The sequence below is a fragment of the Segatella salivae DSM 15606 genome, assembly GCF_000185845.1.
Classification (GTDB): domain Bacteria; phylum Bacteroidota; class Bacteroidia; order Bacteroidales; family Bacteroidaceae; genus Prevotella; species Prevotella salivae.
The window spans coordinates 208,900-230,311 of record NZ_GL629647.1 but is presented as its reverse complement, the minus strand read 5'-3'; the positions used below and the strand labels follow the sequence as shown (position 1 = coordinate 230,311).

Annotated in this window: 18 protein-coding genes and 2 pseudogenes; 14 read left to right on the top strand and 6 right to left on the bottom strand. The window is 39.3% G+C overall.

Translation table 11 applies throughout. The features are described from left to right. Positions 1 to 61 precede the first annotated feature (61 nt). From HMPREF9420_RS01025 to HMPREF9420_RS01015, 3 genes are read left to right on the top strand one after another with little or no spacing between them, the layout of a single operon-like run. Positions 62 to 1,582, top strand: a complete 1,521-nt coding sequence (locus HMPREF9420_RS01025) for a DUF4301 family protein (RefSeq protein WP_007133520.1) — start codon at positions 62 to 64, stop codon at positions 1,580 to 1,582. Positions 1,583 to 1,584: 2 nt separating this feature from the next. Beyond that, complete coding sequence (locus HMPREF9420_RS01020) at positions 1,585 to 3,783, top strand: RelA/SpoT family protein (RefSeq protein ID WP_007133519.1); 2,199 nt, start codon at positions 1,585 to 1,587, stop codon at positions 3,781 to 3,783. A gap of 15 nt (positions 3,784 to 3,798) precedes the next feature. After that, positions 3,799 to 4,653: an N-acetylmuramoyl-L-alanine amidase-like domain-containing protein gene (locus HMPREF9420_RS01015; RefSeq protein ID WP_007133518.1), complete on the top strand. Its 855-nt coding sequence runs from the start codon at positions 3,799 to 3,801 to the stop codon at positions 4,651 to 4,653. Positions 4,654 to 4,656: 3 nt separating this feature from the next. Here the strand turns inward: HMPREF9420_RS01015 and HMPREF9420_RS01010 are convergent, their stop codons facing one another. Beyond that, the gene (locus tag HMPREF9420_RS01010; protein ID WP_007133517.1) at positions 4,657 to 5,733 is read right to left on the bottom strand and encodes a DUF4421 domain-containing protein; all 1,077 of its coding nucleotides are present in this window, start codon (positions 5,731 to 5,733) and stop codon (positions 4,657 to 4,659) included. 7 nt (positions 5,734 to 5,740) lie between these two features. Next, positions 5,741 to 6,724: a Gfo/Idh/MocA family protein gene (locus tag HMPREF9420_RS01005; protein ID WP_007133516.1), complete on the bottom strand. Its 984-nt coding sequence runs from the start codon at positions 6,722 to 6,724 to the stop codon at positions 5,741 to 5,743. 66 nt (positions 6,725 to 6,790) lie between these two features. On the opposite strand from HMPREF9420_RS01005, the gene yihA reads away from it, so the two are divergent. From yihA to HMPREF9420_RS13790, 3 genes are all read left to right on the top strand, one after another. Further along, positions 6,791 to 7,387 carry a ribosome biogenesis GTP-binding protein YihA/YsxC gene (gene yihA / locus HMPREF9420_RS01000; RefSeq protein WP_007133515.1) on the top strand — a complete coding sequence of 199 codons (597 nt, stop codon included), beginning with the start codon at positions 6,791 to 6,793 and terminating at the stop codon, positions 7,385 to 7,387. Continuing rightward, on the top strand, positions 7,387 to 9,171 hold the full coding sequence (locus tag HMPREF9420_RS00995; RefSeq protein ID WP_007133514.1) for an ABC-F family ATP-binding cassette domain-containing protein: 1,785 nt from the start codon (positions 7,387 to 7,389) through the stop codon (positions 9,169 to 9,171). The genes yihA and HMPREF9420_RS00995 overlap by 1 nt, the downstream gene beginning before the upstream one ends. 96 nt (positions 9,172 to 9,267) lie before the next feature. Next, on the top strand, positions 9,268 to 9,504 hold the full coding sequence (locus HMPREF9420_RS13790) for a hypothetical protein (RefSeq protein ID WP_147625579.1): 237 nt from the start codon (positions 9,268 to 9,270) through the stop codon (positions 9,502 to 9,504). A 183-nt stretch (positions 9,505 to 9,687) separates the two neighbouring features. Here the strand turns inward: HMPREF9420_RS13790 and HMPREF9420_RS00990 are convergent, their stop codons facing one another. From HMPREF9420_RS00990 to pgtP, 3 genes are read right to left on the bottom strand one after another with little or no spacing between them, the layout of a single operon-like run. Beyond that, positions 9,688 to 11,028 carry a hypothetical protein gene (locus HMPREF9420_RS00990; protein ID WP_007133513.1) on the bottom strand — a complete coding sequence of 447 codons (1,341 nt, stop codon included), beginning with the start codon at positions 11,026 to 11,028 and terminating at the stop codon, positions 9,688 to 9,690. A 43-nt stretch (positions 11,029 to 11,071) separates the two neighbouring features. After that, positions 11,072 to 12,784, bottom strand: coding sequence for a glycerophosphodiester phosphodiesterase family protein (locus tag HMPREF9420_RS00985; RefSeq protein WP_007133512.1), 1,713 nt, complete (start codon positions 12,782 to 12,784; stop codon positions 11,072 to 11,074). Positions 12,785 to 12,827: 43 nt separating this feature from the next. Next, positions 12,828 to 14,222, bottom strand: a complete 1,395-nt coding sequence (gene pgtP / locus HMPREF9420_RS00980) for a phosphoglycerate transporter protein PgtP (protein ID WP_007133511.1) — start codon at positions 14,220 to 14,222, stop codon at positions 12,828 to 12,830. A 552-nt stretch (positions 14,223 to 14,774) separates the two neighbouring features. Between pgtP and HMPREF9420_RS00975 the strand changes: the two genes are divergently transcribed. Beyond that, positions 14,775 to 16,256, top strand: a complete 1,482-nt coding sequence (locus HMPREF9420_RS00975; protein ID WP_007133509.1) for a tagaturonate reductase — start codon at positions 14,775 to 14,777, stop codon at positions 16,254 to 16,256. A 55-nt stretch (positions 16,257 to 16,311) separates the two neighbouring features. Further along, entirely contained in the window at positions 16,312 to 17,055 is a 744-nt protein-coding gene (locus HMPREF9420_RS00970; protein ID WP_007133508.1) for a TIGR02757 family protein, read from the top strand. A 7-nt stretch (positions 17,056 to 17,062) separates the two neighbouring features. Here HMPREF9420_RS00970 and HMPREF9420_RS00965 read toward each other — a convergent pair whose 3' ends face one another. Then, positions 17,063 to 17,986 (bottom strand): glucosaminidase domain-containing protein, encoded by a 924-nt coding sequence (locus HMPREF9420_RS00965; protein ID WP_007133507.1) that lies wholly within the window; start codon positions 17,984 to 17,986, stop codon positions 17,063 to 17,065. 78 nt (positions 17,987 to 18,064) lie between these two features. On the opposite strand from HMPREF9420_RS00965, the gene HMPREF9420_RS00960 reads away from it, so the two are divergent. From HMPREF9420_RS00960 to HMPREF9420_RS15055, 6 genes and pseudogenes are all read left to right on the top strand, one after another. Then, complete coding sequence (locus tag HMPREF9420_RS00960) at positions 18,065 to 18,445, top strand: 2-amino-4-hydroxy-6-hydroxymethyldihydropteridine diphosphokinase (RefSeq protein WP_007133506.1); 381 nt, start codon at positions 18,065 to 18,067, stop codon at positions 18,443 to 18,445. Next, entirely contained in the window at positions 18,442 to 19,713 is a 1,272-nt protein-coding gene (locus HMPREF9420_RS00955) for a M64 family metallopeptidase (protein ID WP_007133505.1), read from the top strand. The genes HMPREF9420_RS00960 and HMPREF9420_RS00955 overlap by 4 nt, the downstream gene beginning before the upstream one ends. A 2-nt stretch (positions 19,714 to 19,715) precedes the next feature. Continuing rightward, positions 19,716 to 19,862 (top strand): annotated as a pseudogene (locus tag HMPREF9420_RS00950) (IS5 family transposase); the annotation flags it as partial. Between the two features lie 605 nt (positions 19,863 to 20,467). Beyond that, positions 20,468 to 20,983, top strand: a complete 516-nt coding sequence (locus tag HMPREF9420_RS15065; protein ID WP_248628059.1) for a transposase — start codon at positions 20,468 to 20,470, stop codon at positions 20,981 to 20,983. Between the two features lie 5 nt (positions 20,984 to 20,988). After that, a complete protein-coding gene (locus HMPREF9420_RS15060) occupies positions 20,989 to 21,177 on the top strand; it encodes a transposase (protein WP_007133501.1) in 189 nt (62 codons plus the stop codon). Next, positions 21,171 to 21,284 (top strand): annotated as a pseudogene (locus tag HMPREF9420_RS15055) (IS5 family transposase); the annotation flags it as partial. The gene HMPREF9420_RS15060 and the pseudogene HMPREF9420_RS15055, both read left to right, overlap by 7 nt. Positions 21,285 to 21,412 lie beyond the last annotated feature (128 nt).

Sequence of the window (21,412 nt, the reverse complement as noted above, 5' to 3'; positions counted from 1 at the left end):
ACAGAAAATTATTGTGAATTTGTCGTTGTATAACGAAAATTTTAATCTAATCGAAAGAAATATGGCACTAACAGAGCAAGATTTCAAGCAAATAGCATCACACGGAATCAGTGAACAACAGATTGAAGTACAATTAAATCATTTTGCAAAGGGCTTCCCTTTTTTGCATCTTGAAGCTGCTGCAGCAGTAGGAAATGGGATTATCGCACCACCAAACGAAGTGCAAGCCAACTATATTAAGCTTTGGGAAGAATATAAAAAACAATCCCATAAGATAGTAAAATTTGTCCCAGCAAGCGGTGCGGCAAGCAGAATGTTCAAAGATTTGTTTGCATTTCTTTCGGCTTCTTATGAGGTTCCAACAACAGAATTTGAGAAAACATTCTTTGAAGGATTAAAGAAGTTTGCCTTCTATGACACACTAAACGAAGCTTGTCAACAGCATCTAAAGAAAGATATCCCTACTTTGCTTGCTGAAAATAGATATAAAGATATCGTAAGTCAGTTATTACAAAGCAACGGACTGAACTATGGTAACCTGCCCAAAGGCTTACTTTTATTTCACAACTATGCTGATGGCCCTCGTACACCGATGGAAGAACATTTGGTAGAGGCTGCACTTTACGCTGATTGTAATGGTGAAGCAAACATTCATTTCACAGTTAGTCATGACCATTTGGAATTATTCAAGACTAAAGTTAAAGAAAAAGCAGACCATTTAGCCAAGCAATTTGGTGTGACATATCATATTAATTTCTCAGAACAAAAGCCAAGTACTGATACAATTGCTGTCAATCCAGATAATACTCCTTTCCGAAATGCAGATGGAAGTTTGCTATTCCGCCCTGCAGGCCATGGTGCATTGATTGAGAATCTTAATGAAATTGACGCCGACATTGTGTTCATCAAAAATATCGATAACGTTGTTCCCGACAGACTTAAATCCTCAACGGTTACCTATAAACAGCTACTTGCAGGAATATTAGTTGATACACAACAAAAGGTTTTCGATTATATTAAACAATTAAAAACCAAAGATTGTAATCACGAAAAGCTGGAAGAAATTAAGCAATTCGTACAAACAGTATTATGCTGTAACAAGAAAGATATCAATAAACTGAATGATAATGATTTAAAAGAATATCTTAAAGAAAAACTAAATCGTCCCATACGAGTTTGTGGAGTCGTAAAGAATATAGGCGAACCAGGAGGAGGTCCGTTCCTAACATACAATGAAGATGGAACAATAAGTCCACAAATCTTGGAGAGTAGTCAGATAGACAAGAGCAACAAAGCCTATGTAGAGATGTTTAGAAATGGCACACATTTCAATCCCGTTGATTTGGTTTGTGCGATTAAAGACTACCAAGGTAATTCCTTTACTCTACCTAATTACGTCGATCATTCTACAGGATTTATCACAAACAAAAGTAAAGACGGGCGCGAACTAAAAGCACAAGAGCTACCAGGTCTGTGGAATGGTGCGATGAGTAATTGGAATACAATTTTTGTAGAAGTGCCTCTTGAAACATTTAATCCCGTAAAAACGGTGAATGATCTTTTGAGGCAACAACATCAATAAATATGGATAAATTTGAATTTACTAAGCCGGAACTTGAAGAAACAAAGGAGATACTCTTTCATCTTCGGCAAATTATAGGCACCTCCTTAAAGGAAGATGACGAACAACAACTACGAGAACAGCTGATAACAGCTATTGATGAGGGGCATGTACAACGCGATATCTTCGGATTAAATCCAATATTGCAGGCACTTCGTACGGCTCAAATTGCAGTTGATGAGATTGGATTAAAACGAGAAGGTGTACTTGCCACCATGCTTTTTCCACTTATCTTAAATGGTCATTTGACCATAGACAACATCAAAAGTAAGTTTGGTGAAGGAGTTGCCCGAATCGTTCATGGCTTAGTTAAAATTCATAATCTATACAAGAAGAATCCCGTTATTGAGAGTGAAAACTTTAGAAACCTACTGATTTCATTCTCTGAAGACATGCGTGTAATACTTATCATGATAGCAGACAGAGTTAATCTCATGCGTCAGATACGCGACACGCAGGCAAAAGACGCGCAAAAGGAAGTGAGTGAAGAGGCAAACTATCTCTATGCCCCACTCGCTCATAAACTTGGTTTGTATAAACTTAAGAGTGAATTAGAGGACCTTAGCTTAAAGTATCTTGAGCATGATGTATACTATATGATAAAGGATTCTCTAAACGCTACTAAGTCTTCACGCGATGCTTACATTAAACGTTTCATTGAACCAATTGAAAAGCAGCTTGCATCGGCTGGCCTAAAATTCCACATGAAAGGCCGAACGAAAAGCATACATTCCATCTGGCAGAAGATGAAAAAACAGAAATGTAAGTTCGAAGGAATATATGATCTCTTTGCCATTCGCATCATTATTGATGCTCCTTTGGAGAAAGAAAAGATGCAATGTTGGCAAGCTTACTCTATCATTACAGATATGTATCAACCTAATCCCAAGCGATTGCGCGATTGGTTGAGCGTTCCTAAGAGCAATGGATATGAGAGTTTACACATCACAGTACTTGGTCCAGAGAACAAATGGGTAGAAGTGCAAATCAGAACAGAACGCATGGACGAGATTGCCGAACATGGTTTAGCAGCTCACTGGCGTTATAAAGGGATCAAAAGTGAAGGGGGAATAGATGAATGGTTAGCCAATATACGGTCTGCTTTAGAGAATAATGATGACCTCCAACTTATGGATCAGTTCAAAATGGATCTCTATGAAGATGAGGTTTATGTATTCACACCGAAGGGAGACTTGCTGAAATTCCCGAAGGGTGCTACTATTTTGGACTTTGCTTACCATATACATTCAAACATAGGAAACACTTGTACAGGAGGAAGAATCAATGGAAAGGCTGTCGGTTTCAGAGAAAAGCTGCATTCAGGCGATACAGTTGAAATACAAACGCAAAGCAGTCAAAAGCCTAAAAGAGATTGGCTTAACATTGTAAAAAGTGCAAAAGCAAAAGCAAAGATAAGGCTTGCATTGAAAGAAACGCAAGCCAAAGATGGACTGTATGCAAAAGAACTCTTAGAAAGACGATTCAAAAATAAAAAAATTGAAATAGAAGAAAGTATGATGTCCCATGTCATAAAGAAGATGGGATATAAAGAAACATCTGACTTCTATAAAGATATTGCAGATGAAAAGCTTGATGCAAATACTGTCATTGAACGCTACTTGGAACTTAGAGACCATGATAATGGGACAAAACAAGCAGAGAGTGCAAAGAACTTTGAATATGAAAATCCCAACGAAAAGTTTGCATATAAGAATGATGATGTACTTGTTATAGATCGTAATCTGAAAGGAATTGATTACAAATTAGCCCAATGTTGTCATCCAATTTATGGTGATGATGTTTTCGGTTTCGTTACGGTTAATGGCGGTATCACTATCCATCGCAATAATTGTCCTAATGCTCCAGAACTCAGGAAACGCTTTGGCTATCGCATAGTTAAGGCGAAATGGAGTGGAAAAGGAACAAGCCAATATGCCATTACACTTCGAATCATTGGCAATGATGATATTGGAATTGTAAGCAATATCACGAATATTATCTCTAAAGAGGATAAGCTTACGATGCGTTCCATTAATATTGATTCGCACGATGGACTCTTTAGTGGTAATGTAGTGTTGATGATTGAAGACAATAGTAAACTGAATCAACTCATCAAGAAACTGAAAACGGTAAAAGGGGTAAAACAAATTATAAGGATTTAGACATAAAATATAAAAATGAAGAAAATCTTATTGGCATTACTTTTTATCATCACAATACCATCGTATGCTGCTATCAATTATACAAAATCAGACAGCATTAAAGTAATGCAACTACTAAACAAAGGGAAAAAACTTGCAAAAGACAAAAATCTTATCCTCTTTTATGCGCGCCAACTAATAGGAATCCCTTATGTAGCACAAACATTAGAAGTCAATAAAGAAGAACAATTGATTGTCAATCTGCATCAATTAGATTGTACAACCTATGTAGAAAATGTGCTTGCATTAACACTATGTACAGAAAACAAGAAGCAACCCACCTTCTTAGACTTTTGTTATTACCTCCGAATGCTTAGGTATGAAGATGGAAAAGTAGGCTATCCCACGAGATTGCACTACTTTACGCACTGGATTAGCAACAACAATAAACTTGGGTTTGTTTACGAAATTAAGTCGAAGAAACCGCCTTTTACAAAGATACAAACTGTAAAAACAGACTATATGAGTAGCCATATTGAGAACTATCCTATGCTCAAGGCTCACCCTGAATGGGTTAAAGAGATTAGAACAATGGAACAAAGCTTGACTGGCAAACAGTTCAACTACATTCCAAAGGATATGATTACAAATACCATACAATGCCGAAATACAATCAAAGATGGTGATATCATCGCCATTATTACTTCGAAAAAAGGATTAGATACAAGTCATATAGGCATTGCAGTATGGCATAAAGATGGGTTACACATGCTCAATGCAAGCCAAGTTAGACATAAGGTTGTAGAAGAGCCGATGTTACTTCGCACCTACATGGCAAAGCATCCGATGCAGACAGGTATACGAATCATCAGGGTTGGAAAAGAGAAATAGTTTCTATTTCTTCTTTCCAAAATTGAAACCTACATAGAAATTTACACTCCCAAAGACACTATTCGTCGAAAATTCTTTTTCATGATAGTTGTACGTATGGAAGATAGAGCTTGCTCCAGCAAACCATTTTGAGTTATTATAAACTATTCCTAATCGTACAATTCCATCAATAGTAAACTTATTAAGACGGAAGAAGTTCTGCTGTTTCTCAGCTTCACTGATTGTATGTAAATAGGCCAAAGAAGCCGATAAAGAGGCATCAAACAACCAATGTCGAGCAAAAACCCAATTATATCCATAGCCTCCCATAACTGAATAGTTGTCATATTTAACACGGCTAACGGACAAGCCTGCGCTATCAAGTTCTGCTTTATTTAGTCCTGCAACTGGTCCGATGTGGTCTGTTACAACATCACAGAATGCATTCCAATCCATAGAAAGTTTCTGATGTGTATATCCTATACCAAGAATCGGTGAACCTGCACTCTTAATTTGACATGTACTTTGACTGAAAGCTGCCGGATATGAGAACTTCTTATGATTCGTAATATAATATAAATTGAATCCACGAATCTCTGCATGCAAACCTGAAAAGTTAACTCCTTTCAATGGGCTGACATCTATTTTCTGGTTATCATTGAGATTTATCCTGCGAATATGGTAGTCGGTTCCTGTTGTGCGATAGAATAAATCAATACCCAACTGATTACTATATAGGCTTAGATCAATACCCTTTCGCTTGTTTTTACTTGACAAGTGCGTAACATCTAAGGTATAACCTAAAAAGATCCATCGCCACCCGAAATATGGTCCTACCTTATAACTGGGATCTGGAGCTAAGTCTACTGTTTGATGTTTGCTATTCGATATGCGATACATCTCGTAAGTATTGGTATTTTGAAGCATGGCCGCATAGTTGTATTTTTGTGCTTCTATATAGTTCGAGTCAACGCGAGTAAACTCTTTCACTATACTATAAAGTTTATTGAAGAAAGAGTTTTTCTGATGTTGTTCATCAGCGTTAACATGCATTGATAGTCCGACAAAGATGACTATACCAAAGATTCTCCTATTTCTCATCAGATTATCAGAATTTACCCAAAATACGATCCATAACCCAATTCACAGGAGTTGCACTGACCGACGTACATGTACAAAGTCCAAATCCCTGTAAATCTTCTATCACTGATTTTATAATTGGCAACTGAACATAGGGCGGATTAGGCACAACAATATTCTCAGTTCCCTCACTTGTCACAAGGCGTATAGGGTCATAATTGAACACTGAGAATGAAAGCGAACCCTTTTCGCCAATGATTTCTATGCAATCTTCTTTTGCACTTTGATGACCAACGAAGCACCATGAAGCACTGCCTGGTAGTCCATTCTCAAAAAGAAAACACGCACTGATAGTATCTTCAGCTTTATACAGATGTGCACGATTAGCACAATAGCCATGCGCCCGAATGATAACCCCAAATAATTCTTGCAGAATATCCAACTGATGTGGAGCGAGATCGTAGAAATATCCACCGCCCGCAATATCCGGTTGCAAACGCCAAGGAAGGTTTTCGGTGCTTTTATAATCGAGATCGCGAGGAGGAACAGAGAATCGTATCTGAACATTTGTCACATTGCCAATCAAATTTTGATTCAATATTCTATGCACTTCCTGAAAATAAGGCAAGTATCTGCGATAGTAAGCGACAAAACATGGCACACCTGTTTGTTCGCTAATGCGATTGATTCGAGCACAATCTTCATAACTTGCAGCTAAGGGTTTCTCAACATAAACAGGCTTACCTGCCTTCATTGCCATAATGGCGAAGGTAGCATGGCTTGATGGAGGTGTCGCAATATATATGGCATTAACGTCAGGATCATCTATCAACTCCTGTGCATCTGTATACCATTTACGAATATGATGACGTTCTGCATACGAACGGGCTTTGGTCTCACTACGACTCATCACGGCTTCAACATGAGAGCCTTCGACTTCATTGAAAGCTGGACCAGACTTCTTTTCCGTCACTTCTCCACAACCAATAAAACCCCAACTGATTAGTTTCATATTGTCATTCTTTTACTGCAAAGATAATATTTTTTGTTATCTTTGCAAATAAAAAATATAGATTATATGGAAATCAAAAAGTCGGAATTTGTTATTTCAGCGCCAACAGTTAGTATGTGTCCCAAGGATGACAAGCCGGAATATGCTTTTATCGGCCGTTCTAACGTTGGAAAATCAAGCTTAATCAATATGCTTTGCAACCACAAAGGATTGGCAAAGACTTCAGCAACTCCAGGGAAAACCCTCCTAATCAATCATTTTATCATCAACAATGAATGGTATTTGGTAGACCTTCCCGGCTATGGTTTTGCAAAACGTTCAAAGACCGTACAGCAGAAGTTAGAGCAAATGATTGCATCGTATATCTTACAGCGCAAGCAAATGGTCAATGTTTTTGTTCTCATTGACATACGCCATGAACAGCAAAAGATTGACCGCGAATTTATTGATTGGCTTGGCGAAAGCAATGTTCCTTTTACGATTGTGTTCACTAAGGCCGACAAATTAGGAGCTGGAAAGGCTAAACAAAATGCGCAAAAGTGGATGAATCAGCTGAAAGACAGATGGGAAACTCTGCCCCCCTACTTCATCACTTCATCTGAAAAGAAACTTGGACGTGACGAGCTTCTTGATTATATTGACGAAATAAATAAAACGTTATAATGGCACAAACACCCTATTTAGACGTCCAAGGACTAACGAAACATTTTGGCGCGCAGGTTCTCTTTGAAAATATTTCGTTTTCTATTGCCGAAGGACAGAAGGTTGGACTTGTGGCACAGAATGGCACTGGAAAATCTACCTTGCTCTCTATTCTCACTGGCAAAGAAGGAAAAGACAGCGGAGAATGTATCTATCGCAACGACCTTCGCATAGGATATCTTGAGCAAAGCCCTCAATTCGACATGCAAGAAAGCGTGCTCGATGCGTGCTTCAACCACGAAGGGAGTCCTGAAAAAATCATCAAAGCGAAACAAATCCTCACCCAACTGAAGATTACTGACTTGCAGCAGCCTATGGGACAGCTTAGTGGCGGTCAGCAAAAGCGCGTTGCCTTGGCCAACGTTCTCATCACCGAACCCGATTTTATCATTTTAGACGAGCCCACAAACCATTTGGATTTGGAGATGATTGAGTGGCTTGAAGGCTATCTCAACCGCGGCAATAAAACCTTGTTCATGGTCACACACGACCGCTTCTTCCTCGACCGAGTATGCAATGTCATTCTTGAACTCGACAATCACACCATCTATACCTATAGAGGCAATTACAGCTATTATTTGGAAAAGAGGCAAGAACGCATTGACAATGCAAGGGCTGAAATTGCACGCGCAAACAATCTTTATCGAAAAGAATTAGATTGGATGAGGCGCATGCCACAAGCGCGAGGCCACAAAGCACGATATCGCGAAGATGCCTTCTATGATTTAGAAGCAAAGGCCAAGCAGCGCATTGAAGAACGCCAATTGCGATTGAAGGCCAACAACGTGTATATTGGTTCTAAAATCTTCGAATGCCAGTATGTCAGCAAAGCATGGAGCCCTGATAAAATCATTCTGAAAGACTTTTATTATAACTTCGCACGTTTTGAAAAAATGGGCATTGTGGGCAACAATGGTACGGGAAAATCAACATTCATCAAAATGCTCTTGGGCTTAGAAAAACCCGATAGTGGCAAATTTGACATCGGAGAAACCGTGCGCTTTGGATATTTCTCACAAGATGGATTGCAGTTTGATGAGCAACAAAAAGTTATTGATGTGATTACAGATATTGCTGAATACATCGACCTCGGAGGGGGCCGTCACATGACAGCAAGTCAGTTTCTGCAATACTTTTTGTTTACGCCCGAGCAACAACACAACTACGTTTATAAACTAAGTGGAGGCGAACGGCGCAAACTTTATCTTTGCACCATCTTAATGAAAAATCCGAATTTCCTGGTCTTGGATGAACCAACAAATGACCTCGATATTCAAACACTGCAAGTGTTGGAGGAATATCTGCAAGACTTCCCCGGCTGCGTGATTATCGTGAGCCACGACCGCTACTTCATGGATAAGGTAATCGACCACCTGTTAGTGTTCGAAGGCGAAGGAAAAATCACAGATTTCCCAGGCAATTATACGCAATATCGTGAATGGTCGCATCTGAAATCAAAAGAAGAGGCGGAGAAAACAAACAAACCCAAAGAAACTAAACCCAAGGCAGACTATCATCATGAGAGTCGCCGAAAGATGAGTTTCAAGGAAAAAAGGGAGTTTGAGCAGTTGGAAAAAGAAATCGAACAACTTGAAACAGAGTGTAAGCACATTGAAGAATCGCTGTGTTCTGGCAATCTTTCTGTTGAAGAACTCACCGAAAAGAGCAAACAACTGCCTATCTTAAAAGCACAATTAGACGAAAAGAGCATGCGCTGGTTAGAGTTGGCCGAACTGGCTTCATAAGAACCAATCAACTCCTTTCCATCATACAATCTTTCATCATCCTCTGATATAAGGTTTGCGGGCCTCCCGCAAACCTCTTTTTTAAAGTTTTGGTGCTTGCGGGCCTCCCGCAAATCATTCCGCAAAAGGTTTGGTATTTCCGCGCTCGGCGAAACTCATTTCCCGAGTAGTTTAGCATTTCCGCGCTCGGCGAAACTCATTTCCCGAGTGGTTTGGCATTTCCGCGCTCGGCGAAACTCATTTCCCGAGTGGTTTGGCATTTCCGCGCTCGGCGAAAGTCATTTCCCGAATGGTTTAGCATTTCCGCGCTCGGCGAAAGTTATTCCGCAATAACTTATTTAAGATTGTAACGATTAACATTCATAAATGAAAATGCCGGAGTTTTTGGAAACAAAAAAGTGCCAGACAAAATGAATGTCTGGCACTATAGTTTTTAGAGAGTTAAGGAAAAGCCTCTACTCTGCTTTCGTCATCAAGACGTAAGTTTAGAGGAGGCTAATCTATAGAGATAGAACTTTAGAATACGAACTGCAAACGAGCCTGAACCTCATGGAAGTTCTTGTCGTAAGGCAAGAAGTCCTTTGTCAGATGATGATAAGTATAATCAACCATCACCTGTGCAAACTTGTTGAAGCTGTAGTTCAAACCGAGCGTATAAGAACGAACGGCACCACCACCAACACTTGTTGATTTGTAAGGCCAGTCAGCCATGTAGCCATCAGGATAATACTGGTTACGAGCTACAGAGAAGTATTCACCCTTCACGATGTCGTTCAAACCTGTGTAGTTGAAACGGCCAACGATTTCCAATGAACGACCACTCAAACCACGAAGCACACCTTCGTTCTTATCGTAGCTATAAGGATTACCGAAAATCATATAACCTGCTTCGATATATCCACCATGGAAATTGTTTGAGCGCAATGGATTGGCAGCAACCCATGCATCAAGTGTACCCCAAGTATCGATGTTGTTGTTGCTGGCATCAAAGAGAGTCTTTGAGTCGCGTTTCTTGGTAACATGTTTGTAAAGATATTCACCACGAACAAACATCTTCTGGTTGTGATAGAGTACTTCTGCACCTGCGTCAAAGACGTTTTCAGCCCAAGGAAGTTCGCAAGATACAAACTGCTCGTCTTCATCCACGAAGGTTTCCATGCTCTGACCGAGTTTCACCGTCTTTTTCAACACATTGTCTTCGGTAACACCGCCACCAACATGCTGGAAGCGTACGTTTCCACCTATAGCCAAGGTTTGATTCTCGTCGATGATTGGGCGATAGAGATAACGTCCTGAGAATACAAGACCATTATAACCAGCCTCAATCTTGTTGTATTGATTTTCGGTGAACACACCCTGGTAAGCCAAGAAGTGATCATTGGTATACTTGTAGGTAATACCCAACTCACGACCTTCACCGAGGGCATTTGCAGCACCTGCACGTGAGATGAAGTGATAGCTACCTAATGAGGTGTTGCGAGCCATAGAACCAGCGGCATCGTTATAATAACCACCTTTGATGGCATGACGGCCACCCTTGCTGTCTTCCTGAGCATACTGCAAGAAGATGTTCTTTTGACTGAACTTACCGCCACCGAAGCCGAAATCAGCATAGAAATACCAATTCTGATAGGTCAATGAGGTACGGATACGTGCATCTGAAATTGCTGCACCACTCTGCATTGGAGTGAAATCTGTATGATAGTAGGCTGCATCAGCCATGAAGCGAGCTCCTACGGTGAAATGAAGGTCTTCGGCCTTGTTGTCGATAGTTACGGTCGGTTTAGAGTCGAAGTCCTGTGCGTTTGCTGACAATGCAGTGAGAGCCAGCAGAGGCATCAACATATATTTCTTCATATTCGTTTCTTACTTTGATTGTTTGATGGTATTTTGTTCCTGATTAATAACCTAAAGCATCGAGAACAGTGTCGGCATTAGGTACCTTAGAAGGTGCCTGAGAGTTATCATAGAGCTGTCCGGGATGGAAAGGATTAGCGAGCTTAGCATTGCAACGGAATCCGTTTTCAATCATATAATGGAGAGAAATCTCCGAACGATTGGTGAAATATCCATCCATGTAAACAGGATGTGTGTCAGGTTCCTTGAATGTTGTGTAAGCAGTAGGCTGTACAGTTACATTGAGAACATCATCAAACTCTGTTGGGTTCTGTCCCCAGAAGTTTACATAATAACCCATGTTTCTCTTCATCTGAGCATCAGAATCGAATGAATATGGATGGTTAAGCATACCCGCCTTGCGAATCATATAAGCTTGCCAAGGCTTGTTCATTTCAGGATAGTTGTTTGGAGCACCTGCGATAGATGGGCCAATGATGTGTGCACCATTGTCTTGTGCATATTTGATAATGCTTGCATAACCAGAAGGTGTATCGAAAGCAATATCAGTAGCATAAGGTGTAGGTTTAGTAATCCACAGCAAGTAGCACATTGGCACCTTACCCTTAAACACACCATAAGCACGATGCAAAGCATCAAAAGAGAAGGTTTGGAGTACAACCTTACCATTGGTGTTACCCACGTTCACTTTACCATTCTTATAGAAAGGACTGCTTACGCTCTCTGGCTTTGTAATAATGTTCCAACCCCATTCATCAAGAATGTTATAAACACGAATCTCGATGTCTTTCGGGTTCAACCATGACTCCTTAAACTCTGGATAAATACCAGGGCGGTTGCCATTGTCGGCTGGGTCATTGACATAAGCCGTAGAACCGTTCTTGTCGCCGAAGCTATATTCAACGAAGTCCATGTATTTAGCAGCCTTGTTTCCTACTACACTTGGCTCGTCAACTTTTACTGCAGCCTTTGCAGCCTTGTAGATTTCAGCCAAAGTCATGTTCTGATATTCAGGCTTAATCTTGTAGGTAAGAACACGGCGACCATTAGCATCGCGATTGAGCATCTTACCCATAGCATAGTTAATCTGATCCTGAAGAGCAGAAACATACAAGCCATCTGAATATTGAATAGAAGGCGCACCACTGGCACTATATACTACTTTACCATTGTGTCTTGCTGCAAAAGAAGCACGCTCCTGTTCTGGTGTAGCATCATTAAACCACTTACCAGCGTCAAGCATCAACAACTCGGCATAGTAATAAGACAAGGTGTAATTTGAACGGAAATCTTTCTTGTCGCGGTCATATTGTGCCTCAATATCAGCCTCTGTGAAATGCTGGCTGCCATCGGCATTACGGAAACTACGATAGAAATCCTTACGTACAGTTGGAACTTCATCAGAGAATACATCTTCGATATTTGTTGTGCGCTTCAGATTTTCATCATGGTTGGCCAATACCACACCATCTTTTGTTACCTGGAGGTCACTTTCCAAATAGTCTGCGCCCATGTTTCGTGCCCATCGCCATGCAGCTTCGGTCTCTTCTGGAGCCCAATAGGTTGAACCACGATGTGCCATGCAAGCATACAAAGGCACATAGTCACGAACTTTAGCCATCTCTGGAGAAATCTGCTGCACTGCAATACGCTTTGCATCTGTGTTCTCGTTGGTGAACTCCTGCTCATCAGAACAAGAGGACAGGACTGATACGGCTGCTAACCCCAAGAGTCCTAATCTGTAAAGAGTCTTCATCTTTCTTTTGGTTTTAGTTGTTTATGATTTATTTTAACATCTCTTACTTTTCTTCTTGTGCTTTCTTTGCCAAATACTGCTCCTCGCGATAGGTTAAACCCATGAAAAGGATAGAGAATAGGCAAGCAATTATCAGAAGGATGAAAGTCCAGTTCCATCCGGCTGCTTCAGCTACATAGCCAATAACAATGTTAGCCAACAATGCTGTTCCAAGCACATAACCCATGAAACCGGTCAGTCCGGCTGCTGTTCCAGCTGCATTCTTGGGAGCCAGGTCAAGCGCTTGTACACCAATAAGCATCACTGGACCATAAATCAAGAAGCCAATGGCTATCAAACAGCCTATAACGACATTCACATTATCAATATTCTGCCAATAGACAACGATAGCTATAGCCACGAGTATCATGAACAAAATCGTAGGAAGCGCGCGGCGACCTTGGAACACTTTATCTGAAAGCCAACCACAAATAATAGTTCCAGGAATGGCTGCCATCTCATAGGCAAAGTATGCCCAGCCAGCACTCTTAATATCAATACCACGCTCGGTAAGAATAGTTGGTGCCCAGTCTAAACAACCATAACGCACCATATAAACGAAAGCATTAGCGAAAGCAATATACCAAAGGAACTTGTTTGTCAATACAATCTTGAAGATTTCCTTGGTCGAGAGCACCTCTTCAGCTTTCTCTGAATAGTTCTTTGAAGCCGAGCCACTCCACTTTTCAATTGAAGGTAAACCGCAAGATTGTGGTGTATCGCGAATCATACTATAAGCCATCAGCGCTATCAAGATAGCTACTGCAGCTGGAAATGCATAAGTTCCGATGAGGAAATAACGTTGTTCGTCGGCACCATAGAACCACGAACCAAACCAGAGTGCACCATAAACGGCCATTGGACCTACCAATGCACCGCCCACGTTATGGGCACAATTCCAGAACGACATCCAGGTTCCACGTTCTTTAATAGAGAACCAGTGAGTCATTACACGTCCACAGGGAGGCCACCCCATTCCATTGAACCAACCCACAAGGAAGTTCAACGCTGCCATAAGCAGGATAGCAAATGACTTATGATCGGCACCTATCCACTGAATAGGAACAATCATAAAGAGCATCGAAATTGCAGCCATTATCAAACCTAATGGAAGGAATGTACGTGCATTACTACGATCGGAGATGCTCGCCATAATAAACTTTGAAAAACCATAGGCGATGGCATTCATAGAAAGTACGATACCAAGCTCACCTTTCTCAAATCCAAAGTTGGCAAGCATTGGGATTGCCATTGAGAAATTCTTACGAACAATGTAAAATCCAGCATATCCAATGAATATACCTAAAAAGACTTGCCAGCGCAGTTTCTTGTACCTTGCGTCGGCTTCTGGGCCGGTCTGTTCTGCTTTATAGGCCGGTGGGGTTAACAGTTTCCACATAATCGATTGTTATTGTATTTGGTTTTATTATATTTTGTTCTTAACTTTAGCCGACAATATTCTATTTAGCCGACAACATTTTAGGAAGAATTGTTCTCCCTTCGACAAGGCATTGCTTACTCATCAGCCACTGATCTTTGAGCCATTCGCTTTATTTGGTTTTACCAAGTATTGTTTAAGGCAGACAATTTCTTGTCTCATAGCATTATTAGTTTCATTTCGGAATAATTTGAAAGTTATTCGCTTACACAGATAAGACTATTTGTTTCATTTGAAAACAAAGATATATGAATTATATTAATAACACCTAATTCATTAACATTTTTTATAAAGTTAATATCCAAAAAGCTTATCCATGCCATTCAACAGCCTGGCATTTAATGTTTATGAATGTATTTTCTTATTAAAATCTACATTATTAATGATTTTATATTTTGATAAAAACAAAGCGTAAACCTTTACGTTGTTTTTTATTTGGACACCAATGCACTTCCTTACAAAATGATTATCTTTGCAAACAAAAATAGCATGTAACCAAACTAAAAACAAATCATGAAAGAATTAAAATCACTGAATTGTCGTACAGCGCCAAAGAGTGTAATGCCAGAGAGAATCATCCAGTTTGGAGAAGGTAATTTTCTACGCGCCTTTGTTGATTGGATTGTTTTCAACATGAATCAAAAGACCGACTTCAACTCTTCAGTTGTAGTTGTACAACCTTTAGAACATGGTATGATAGACCGATTGAATGGTCAAGACTGTCTTTACCATGTGAATCTTCAAGGTAAAGAGGATGGGAAATCTGTTGATACAACTACACGTATTGATGTCATCAGCCGCGCACTCAATCCGTATACACAATTCGAAGCCTTTATGGCACTATCAGAGCAACCTGACATGCGTTTTGTTATATCAAATACCACCGAAGCAGGTATTGCCTTTGATGCGACTTGTAAATTTACAGATCGCCCCGCATCAAGCTATCCAGGTAGATTGGTTCAGCTTTTATTCCATCGCTATCAATATTTTAATGGTGCTCATGACAAAGGAATGATTATCATGCCATGTGAATTGATCTTCCTTAATGGCCATCGATTAAAAGAATGTATCTATCAGTATATCGAACTATGGAAAGAGGACTTTGGAAATGACTATGAAGGTTTTAAGGAATGGTTTACAGCAGATTGCTATGTATGTGCTACCCTTGTAGACAGAATTGTTCCAGGATTTCCACGCGAAAACATTGATGAAATACAACATAAGATTTGTTATAAGGACAATCTTGTGGTAAAGGCAGAGAATTTCCATTTATGGGTAATCGAAAAAGCTGAAAATATGACTGTTGCCCAATTACAAGAAGAATTTCCTGCACACAAAGCCGGTTTACACGTCCTCATTACAGATAACGAAAAACCTTATCACATGCGTAAGGTAACTTTGCTTAATGGACCACACACCGTACTTTCTCCCGTAGCTTTTTTAGGTGGCATAAACATTGTACGTGATGCATGTGAGCATCCATTAGTTGGAAAATACATCCGCAAGGTACAATTTGATGAACTCATGCAGACATTGGATTTACCAGAAGAAGAACTAAACAAATTTGCAACAGATGTACTTGAGAGGTTTGAAAACCCATTTGTAGACCACCAGCTTACATCTATTATGCTTAATGCTTTCCCTAAGTTTGAAACACGAGATTTACCTGGACTCAAAATATATTTGAAAAGGAAAGGCTCACTTCCACAAGGGCTTGTAATGGGTTTAGCAGCCATCATCACTTATTATAAAGGTGGAAAACGACTGGACGGGACGCCTATCCTCCCTAAGGATGATCAAAAAATCATCGAGAAATTGGAAGAGCTATGGAGCACAGGAGACACGAGAAAGGTAGCTGAAGGAGTGCTTGCCTTCGACTATGTGTGGCATGAAGATTTGAATAAAACCATACCAGGACTAACCGATATGGTTAAAGAATATCTTGATCTCATTCAAACTAAAGGTATGCTTGAAGCTTTACAATCCATCCTTTGAGATGGATTGTAGCACTACCATAATAGTGCTTAACTCTAAACTATCAGAATCATACATGAACAATAAGACCATTAGAATACTAAAGGAAGCAGCTCTTCTGTATGAAACAAAGGACTTTCTCTTAAAAGATCCCGCTTTGTTCATGCATATCCCCAAAGAGAAACACGACAAAGAAGTTATGGCCTTTATTGCATCATGTATGAGTTATGGTAGACGAGAATTATTTTTCCCTAAGATTCAGTATATCCTTGACTGCTCGAAAACAAAACTTGTTCAATGGATTCTTTCAGGAAATTATGAGCACGATATCCCAGACAATGAACAAAGCTTTTACAGGCTATATACAAACCATATAATAAATCGCTTTTTATATAGACTAAAGCAACTACTCATCACCTATGGCTCTTTAGAGAAGTTTGCTACCTATCATGCTCCTGATCATAAAGCAATCACACTCATTAAAGCATTTTGTTCCTATTTTAACGAAGTAGGACAAACACATATCATTCCCAAAAACACTCAATCAAGCTGCAAAAGACTTTGCATGTTCTTACGATGGATGATTAGAAAAGAGTCTCCCGTTGACTTAGGCTTATGGAATGATATCATTGACCAGCGAACATTAATCATGCCCCTTGATACACATGTTATTCAAGAGGCAAATCGATTGGGATTGATAAAGACAAAATCAACAAGTATGAAAGTTGCGTGCGAACTTACAGAAAAGTTGTGCAAGATTTTCCCCGAAGACCCATTAAAAGGAGACTTTGCTCTCTTCGGTTATGGCATTAATAACTAAACGTTTATCAATAAACTCTCAACACATCACCAACACGAAGTTGATAATCGGGTGAAAGATGATTCATCTTATACAAACTCTTTAATCTAATGCCATAGAATTGCGCAATGCTATACATGCTATCATTAGGTTTCACGATGTGGGGACGTCCTTTATAGGCTTTATCAGCATGCTTTTGTTTCTTCTTGAGATAAATAACTTCTCCTGGCTGCAGAATATCATTTTTATTGCGTTCATTATATTTTGCAATCTTTCGATAAGAGAGATCCACCTCTTGCCCAATCTTTTTGAACGTATCACCTGCACGAGCAATGATATAATAGTTCTTATTATAAATCTTTATAGGGTGAAGCGTCATGCCCTGCGTAATGGGCTTATCATATCCTCCTCGTTTAGCCATGAACTTATCGTAATGCTCAGCACGATCAAGTTCATATAATTTATAAAGTTCTATCAGCTCTATCAGCTTATCTGCATAAACAGGATTAGTTGCATATCCACAAGCCTTCAGACCGCGAGCCCAACTACGGTAATCTGTACGTTGAAGAGAGAATAAACTGCGATAACGTGTGTTTTGACTTAAAAATTTACTATGATCTTCATAGCTTTGTTTCGCATTGTCATAAGCTCGAAAACATTCATTGCGTTCATCATCATCATGATAAATTGTATTACCACCCCAGCCATGACATTTGATTCCAAAGTGATTATTGCCTTTTACTGTGAGTTCGCTTCGACCAGCACTACTTTCAAAAATACCCTGTGCCAATGTTATGCTCGCAGGAATATTATATCGGAGCATTTCTTCAATGGCTAAGTTTTTATATTGATCAATATAGCTTTGATAAATAGAATTCCAACGCATCTGTGCCGACACATTGGATATATTAAGCAAACTTGCAAACAAGAAAAGGGACAATTTCTTTACCATGCCGACAAATTTACAAAAACAAATAAAAAACTACAAGATTTTATGATGGCTTTTATTAATTATTAGTACTTTTGCAACATGGCTGGCGAAAAACAAATCATCATAGCCATAGGGTCTAATTACAATCCACGGCATAATCTATCGCATGCAGAAATGGTTTTGAGGAAGCATTTCCCTAATATCATTTTCTCTAAGCCGATGTATACAACTCCAATTGGTATTGTTTCTCCCGATTTCATCAATCGTATTGCACTATGTTCTACGGCCGAACCACTTGATATGATTCTTAAAGACATCAAACAAATGGAACTAACATGTGGCAACACAGACCGATTGAGAAGGCAAGGGATAGTTGTTATTGATATCGATATTTTAAAATATGGCGATAAGAAAATGCACATAAATGATTGGCAACGCCCATATATCCAGCAACTCCTTAAAGAAATGAATCTGATATGAAAAAAATCTGCCTTCTCATTGTTATTTTTATAAGTTTACAACTCAAAGCACAATCCTTTGACGAGTATTTTACTGATAACACACTTAGAATTGATTATATCTTTTTAGGTGATGTTAATCATCAACAGATTGCATTAGACAAGCTCAATTGTTCGCCCCACTGGTATGGAAAGCATAAGCGACTGAGTGAACTTCCTGTTGAAGGCAATGGACAAATTATAGTTCGCGACCATAAATCAAATGCTGTTATCTATCGCAATTCTTTCTCCACGCTTTTCCAGGAATGGCTATCATACGATGAGGCAAAGAAAACATCACGTAGTTTTGAAAATGTGTTTCTTGTCCCTATGCCAAAAGATACTGTGGATATTACTATAGAACTAAAGAACAACAGACGAGAAACGCAGGTGAGCTTTACTCACCAAGTTACGCCGGGAGACATCCTCATTCGTAAAATTGGATACAACAATCGTACTCCCTTTGTTGAAATGCTTACTCCGAAAGACTCTACCAACTGCATTCACATTGCCTATATTGCAGAAGGATATCAAACTTCTGAAATGCCGACATTTATCAATGATGTTAAAAACACAATGGAAGCTTTGTTTGCACATGAACCTTTCAAAAGCATGAAAGACCGTTTTTCTATTGTTGCTGTTGAAGCACCATCAAAAGATAGTGGAACCAGCGAACCTTCAAAGGGAATATGGAAGAATACAGCACTAAGCAGTCATTTTGATACTTTCTATAGTGATAGATATCTGACTACGCTCAACCTGAAAGACTTGCACGATTGGCTTGCTGGGATTCCCTATGAGCATATCATCGTCTTAGTGAACACAAATCATTATGGTGGTGGAGGCATTCTCAATTCCTATAACCTGTCAATGGCCCATCATCGCCTCACACGCCCCGTGATAGTTCATGAGTTTGGACATAGTTTTGCAGGACTCGCCGACGAATACGCATACGAAGCAGAACAAATTCCTATGTATCCTCATGATATTGAACCATGGGAGGAAAACATTACGACTTTGGTTGATTTCAAATCGAAATGGAATGATTTAATTAAGAAAAACACTCTCATCCCCACCCCAACAACCCCAGCAAATAAAAATAAGGTTGGAGTATATGAAGGCGCAGGCTATTCTGTTAAAGGAGTGTATAGACCTATGCAGGATTGTCGAATGAGAACCAATGAAAACCCCGAATTTTGTGATGTTTGTCGAAGAGCACTTACAAAAATCATTGACTTCTACACAAAATGAGTATGAAACTCAAAAGTCGTATCATGCATAAAGGAACAAGAGGACATGAAATTACAGAAAGGCTGCAGCGTATCAACGTTGCGATAAGTAAGACACGCTACAAAGTAGAACGTAACTTTGGTTCTATGCATAGATGGTTTGGTGCTGGGACGCAGTTAACTGGAGGCAAAATATAGACAGCGTAAATTCTAAAACAGATGAATAAAATATTTTTTCTTATTATTACTTTAACTTTACTCTTTTCTGGGTGTATGATTTCGTCAAATACAATATATAAGATTTCAAAGAGTTATGTCGGAGAGTATAAACTTTCCGACACAACCTGTGTAGTTATAAATCTTATGTTATATAATAAAAAAAATGGCACATTGCATACTACAGAAATAAAAAAGAGAAATGGATATAAGTCAGAGATCGAGAATTTATATTTAATTTCGATAGAATTCGACACAATAGCTCTCACTGGAGAATTTGTAGACAATGTAAAATATAAAATACTACAAAGAGCAGATAATGTATATATACATCCTATAGAGTCTATTCCTGATAGGATTCTCTTCTTTGATAAAACACATAAAGTAATTATTCTTAATATTCCACATAAAAAGACTAGGTATAGGTAATGGGTAATGCTCCAGATTGGGAGTTATCAGAAGAACTGCCTGAAAATAAATTTTGTTCTAAATAATTAGGCATAAAGGCAGGGATAGATTCTCTGCCTTTTGCTATATTTGTAGTTTGTAGTCCAAAAAAAATGAATATACGAGAACGCTTCGGCACTTTACGCTCTAGATTGGGAGTTGAGTTTCAATGTCCACATTGCCACTCAAACAATATAAACAACAAACATATAGGACTGATTCCCAATGTTTCATATGGAGATTTCGTCCTTGGTTCAAATATCAATATGAGACCTCTGCAAAACCCCTTCTACAAAAAGTTATCCTCTCCAAGTTTTGCAGACCTATTCCTTGGCCAAAGAAAGGTCAAGCAGACATTCTTTTCACAAATAAATACAATCATTGATTGGACACCTATTCGTGCTATAATAGAAGTGGCTTATACAAAAGGCTATAAGTCTACTGGCCGGCCCAGCTATGACAGCCTTGTTTTATTCAAGATTGAATTACTCCGCACCTGGTATGGTCTGAGTGACGGAGAAGTTGAAGATCAGGTTAACGACTGCCTGTCTTTCAGCCGTTTTACAGGTCTTGGCATGGAAGATATTGTTCCTGATAGTACTACTAAGACACAGAAGCCAGTTGGGTAAAGAAGATGGGAAAGCTCCACTTCGGTTACAAGCGTCACACGGTAACGGATGAAAACGGATTGGCGCTTGCCGAGGAAACGACAGCTGTCAATGAAAGTGATATGAAACACTTAGAAACACACCTAAAGAAAACTAAATTGCCACGGAAAGCACTTGTCTATGCCGATAAAGGATATGATATGGTGCTGGAATAGCAAGATACGTTGGACTTTCAAAAGCACATGCGCAGCATATTATGGAATCCATTGCCTGCAACTTGTACCGAACACCAGGGATTATTGTGTCAAATTCTATCAGATAATATGAAAATACACCGATAAAAGATTGTTATCTACTCAAAAATAACCTCCAACGGCATCTTTTGATCAAAAATATTTATTCTTCTAAGAGTGTATGGGTGAGAATTGAGAGGATGGTAGGTTTTACAGA

What these genes read in the sequence shown, in the direction of transcription:
- HMPREF9420_RS01025 (WP_007133520.1), top strand. Translation starts at nt 62, where the DNA reads ATGGCACTAACAGAGCAAGATTTCAAGCAAATAGCATCACACGGAATC.
- HMPREF9420_RS01020 (WP_007133519.1), top strand. Translation starts at nt 1,585, where the DNA reads ATGGATAAATTTGAATTTACTAAGCCGGAACTTGAAGAAACAAAGGAG.
- HMPREF9420_RS01015 (WP_007133518.1), top strand. Translation starts at nt 3,799, where the DNA reads ATGAAGAAAATCTTATTGGCATTACTTTTTATCATCACAATACCATCG.
- HMPREF9420_RS01010 (WP_007133517.1), bottom strand. Translation starts at nt 5,733, where the DNA reads ATGAGAAATAGGAGAATCTTTGGTATAGTCATCTTTGTCGGACTATCA.
- HMPREF9420_RS01005 (WP_007133516.1), bottom strand. Translation starts at nt 6,724, where the DNA reads ATGAAACTAATCAGTTGGGGTTTTATTGGTTGTGGAGAAGTGACGGAA.
- yihA (WP_007133515.1), top strand. Translation starts at nt 6,791, where the DNA reads ATGGAAATCAAAAAGTCGGAATTTGTTATTTCAGCGCCAACAGTTAGT.
- HMPREF9420_RS00995 (WP_007133514.1), top strand. Translation starts at nt 7,387, where the DNA reads ATGGCACAAACACCCTATTTAGACGTCCAAGGACTAACGAAACATTTT.
- HMPREF9420_RS00990 (WP_007133513.1), bottom strand. Translation starts at nt 11,028, where the DNA reads ATGAAGAAATATATGTTGATGCCTCTGCTGGCTCTCACTGCATTGTCA.
- HMPREF9420_RS00985 (WP_007133512.1), bottom strand. Translation starts at nt 12,784, where the DNA reads ATGAAGACTCTTTACAGATTAGGACTCTTGGGGTTAGCAGCCGTATCA.
- pgtP (WP_007133511.1), bottom strand. Translation starts at nt 14,222, where the DNA reads ATGTGGAAACTGTTAACCCCACCGGCCTATAAAGCAGAACAGACCGGC.
- HMPREF9420_RS00975 (WP_007133509.1), top strand. Translation starts at nt 14,775, where the DNA reads ATGAAAGAATTAAAATCACTGAATTGTCGTACAGCGCCAAAGAGTGTA.
- HMPREF9420_RS00970 (WP_007133508.1), top strand. Translation starts at nt 16,312, where the DNA reads ATGAACAATAAGACCATTAGAATACTAAAGGAAGCAGCTCTTCTGTAT.
- HMPREF9420_RS00965 (WP_007133507.1), bottom strand. Translation starts at nt 17,986, where the DNA reads ATGGTAAAGAAATTGTCCCTTTTCTTGTTTGCAAGTTTGCTTAATATA.
- HMPREF9420_RS00960 (WP_007133506.1), top strand. Translation starts at nt 18,065, where the DNA reads ATGGCTGGCGAAAAACAAATCATCATAGCCATAGGGTCTAATTACAAT.
- HMPREF9420_RS00955 (WP_007133505.1), top strand. Translation starts at nt 18,442, where the DNA reads ATGAAAAAAATCTGCCTTCTCATTGTTATTTTTATAAGTTTACAACTC.
- HMPREF9420_RS15065 (WP_248628059.1), top strand. Translation starts at nt 20,468, where the DNA reads ATGAATATACGAGAACGCTTCGGCACTTTACGCTCTAGATTGGGAGTT.
- HMPREF9420_RS15060 (WP_007133501.1), top strand. Translation starts at nt 20,989, where the DNA reads ATGGGAAAGCTCCACTTCGGTTACAAGCGTCACACGGTAACGGATGAA.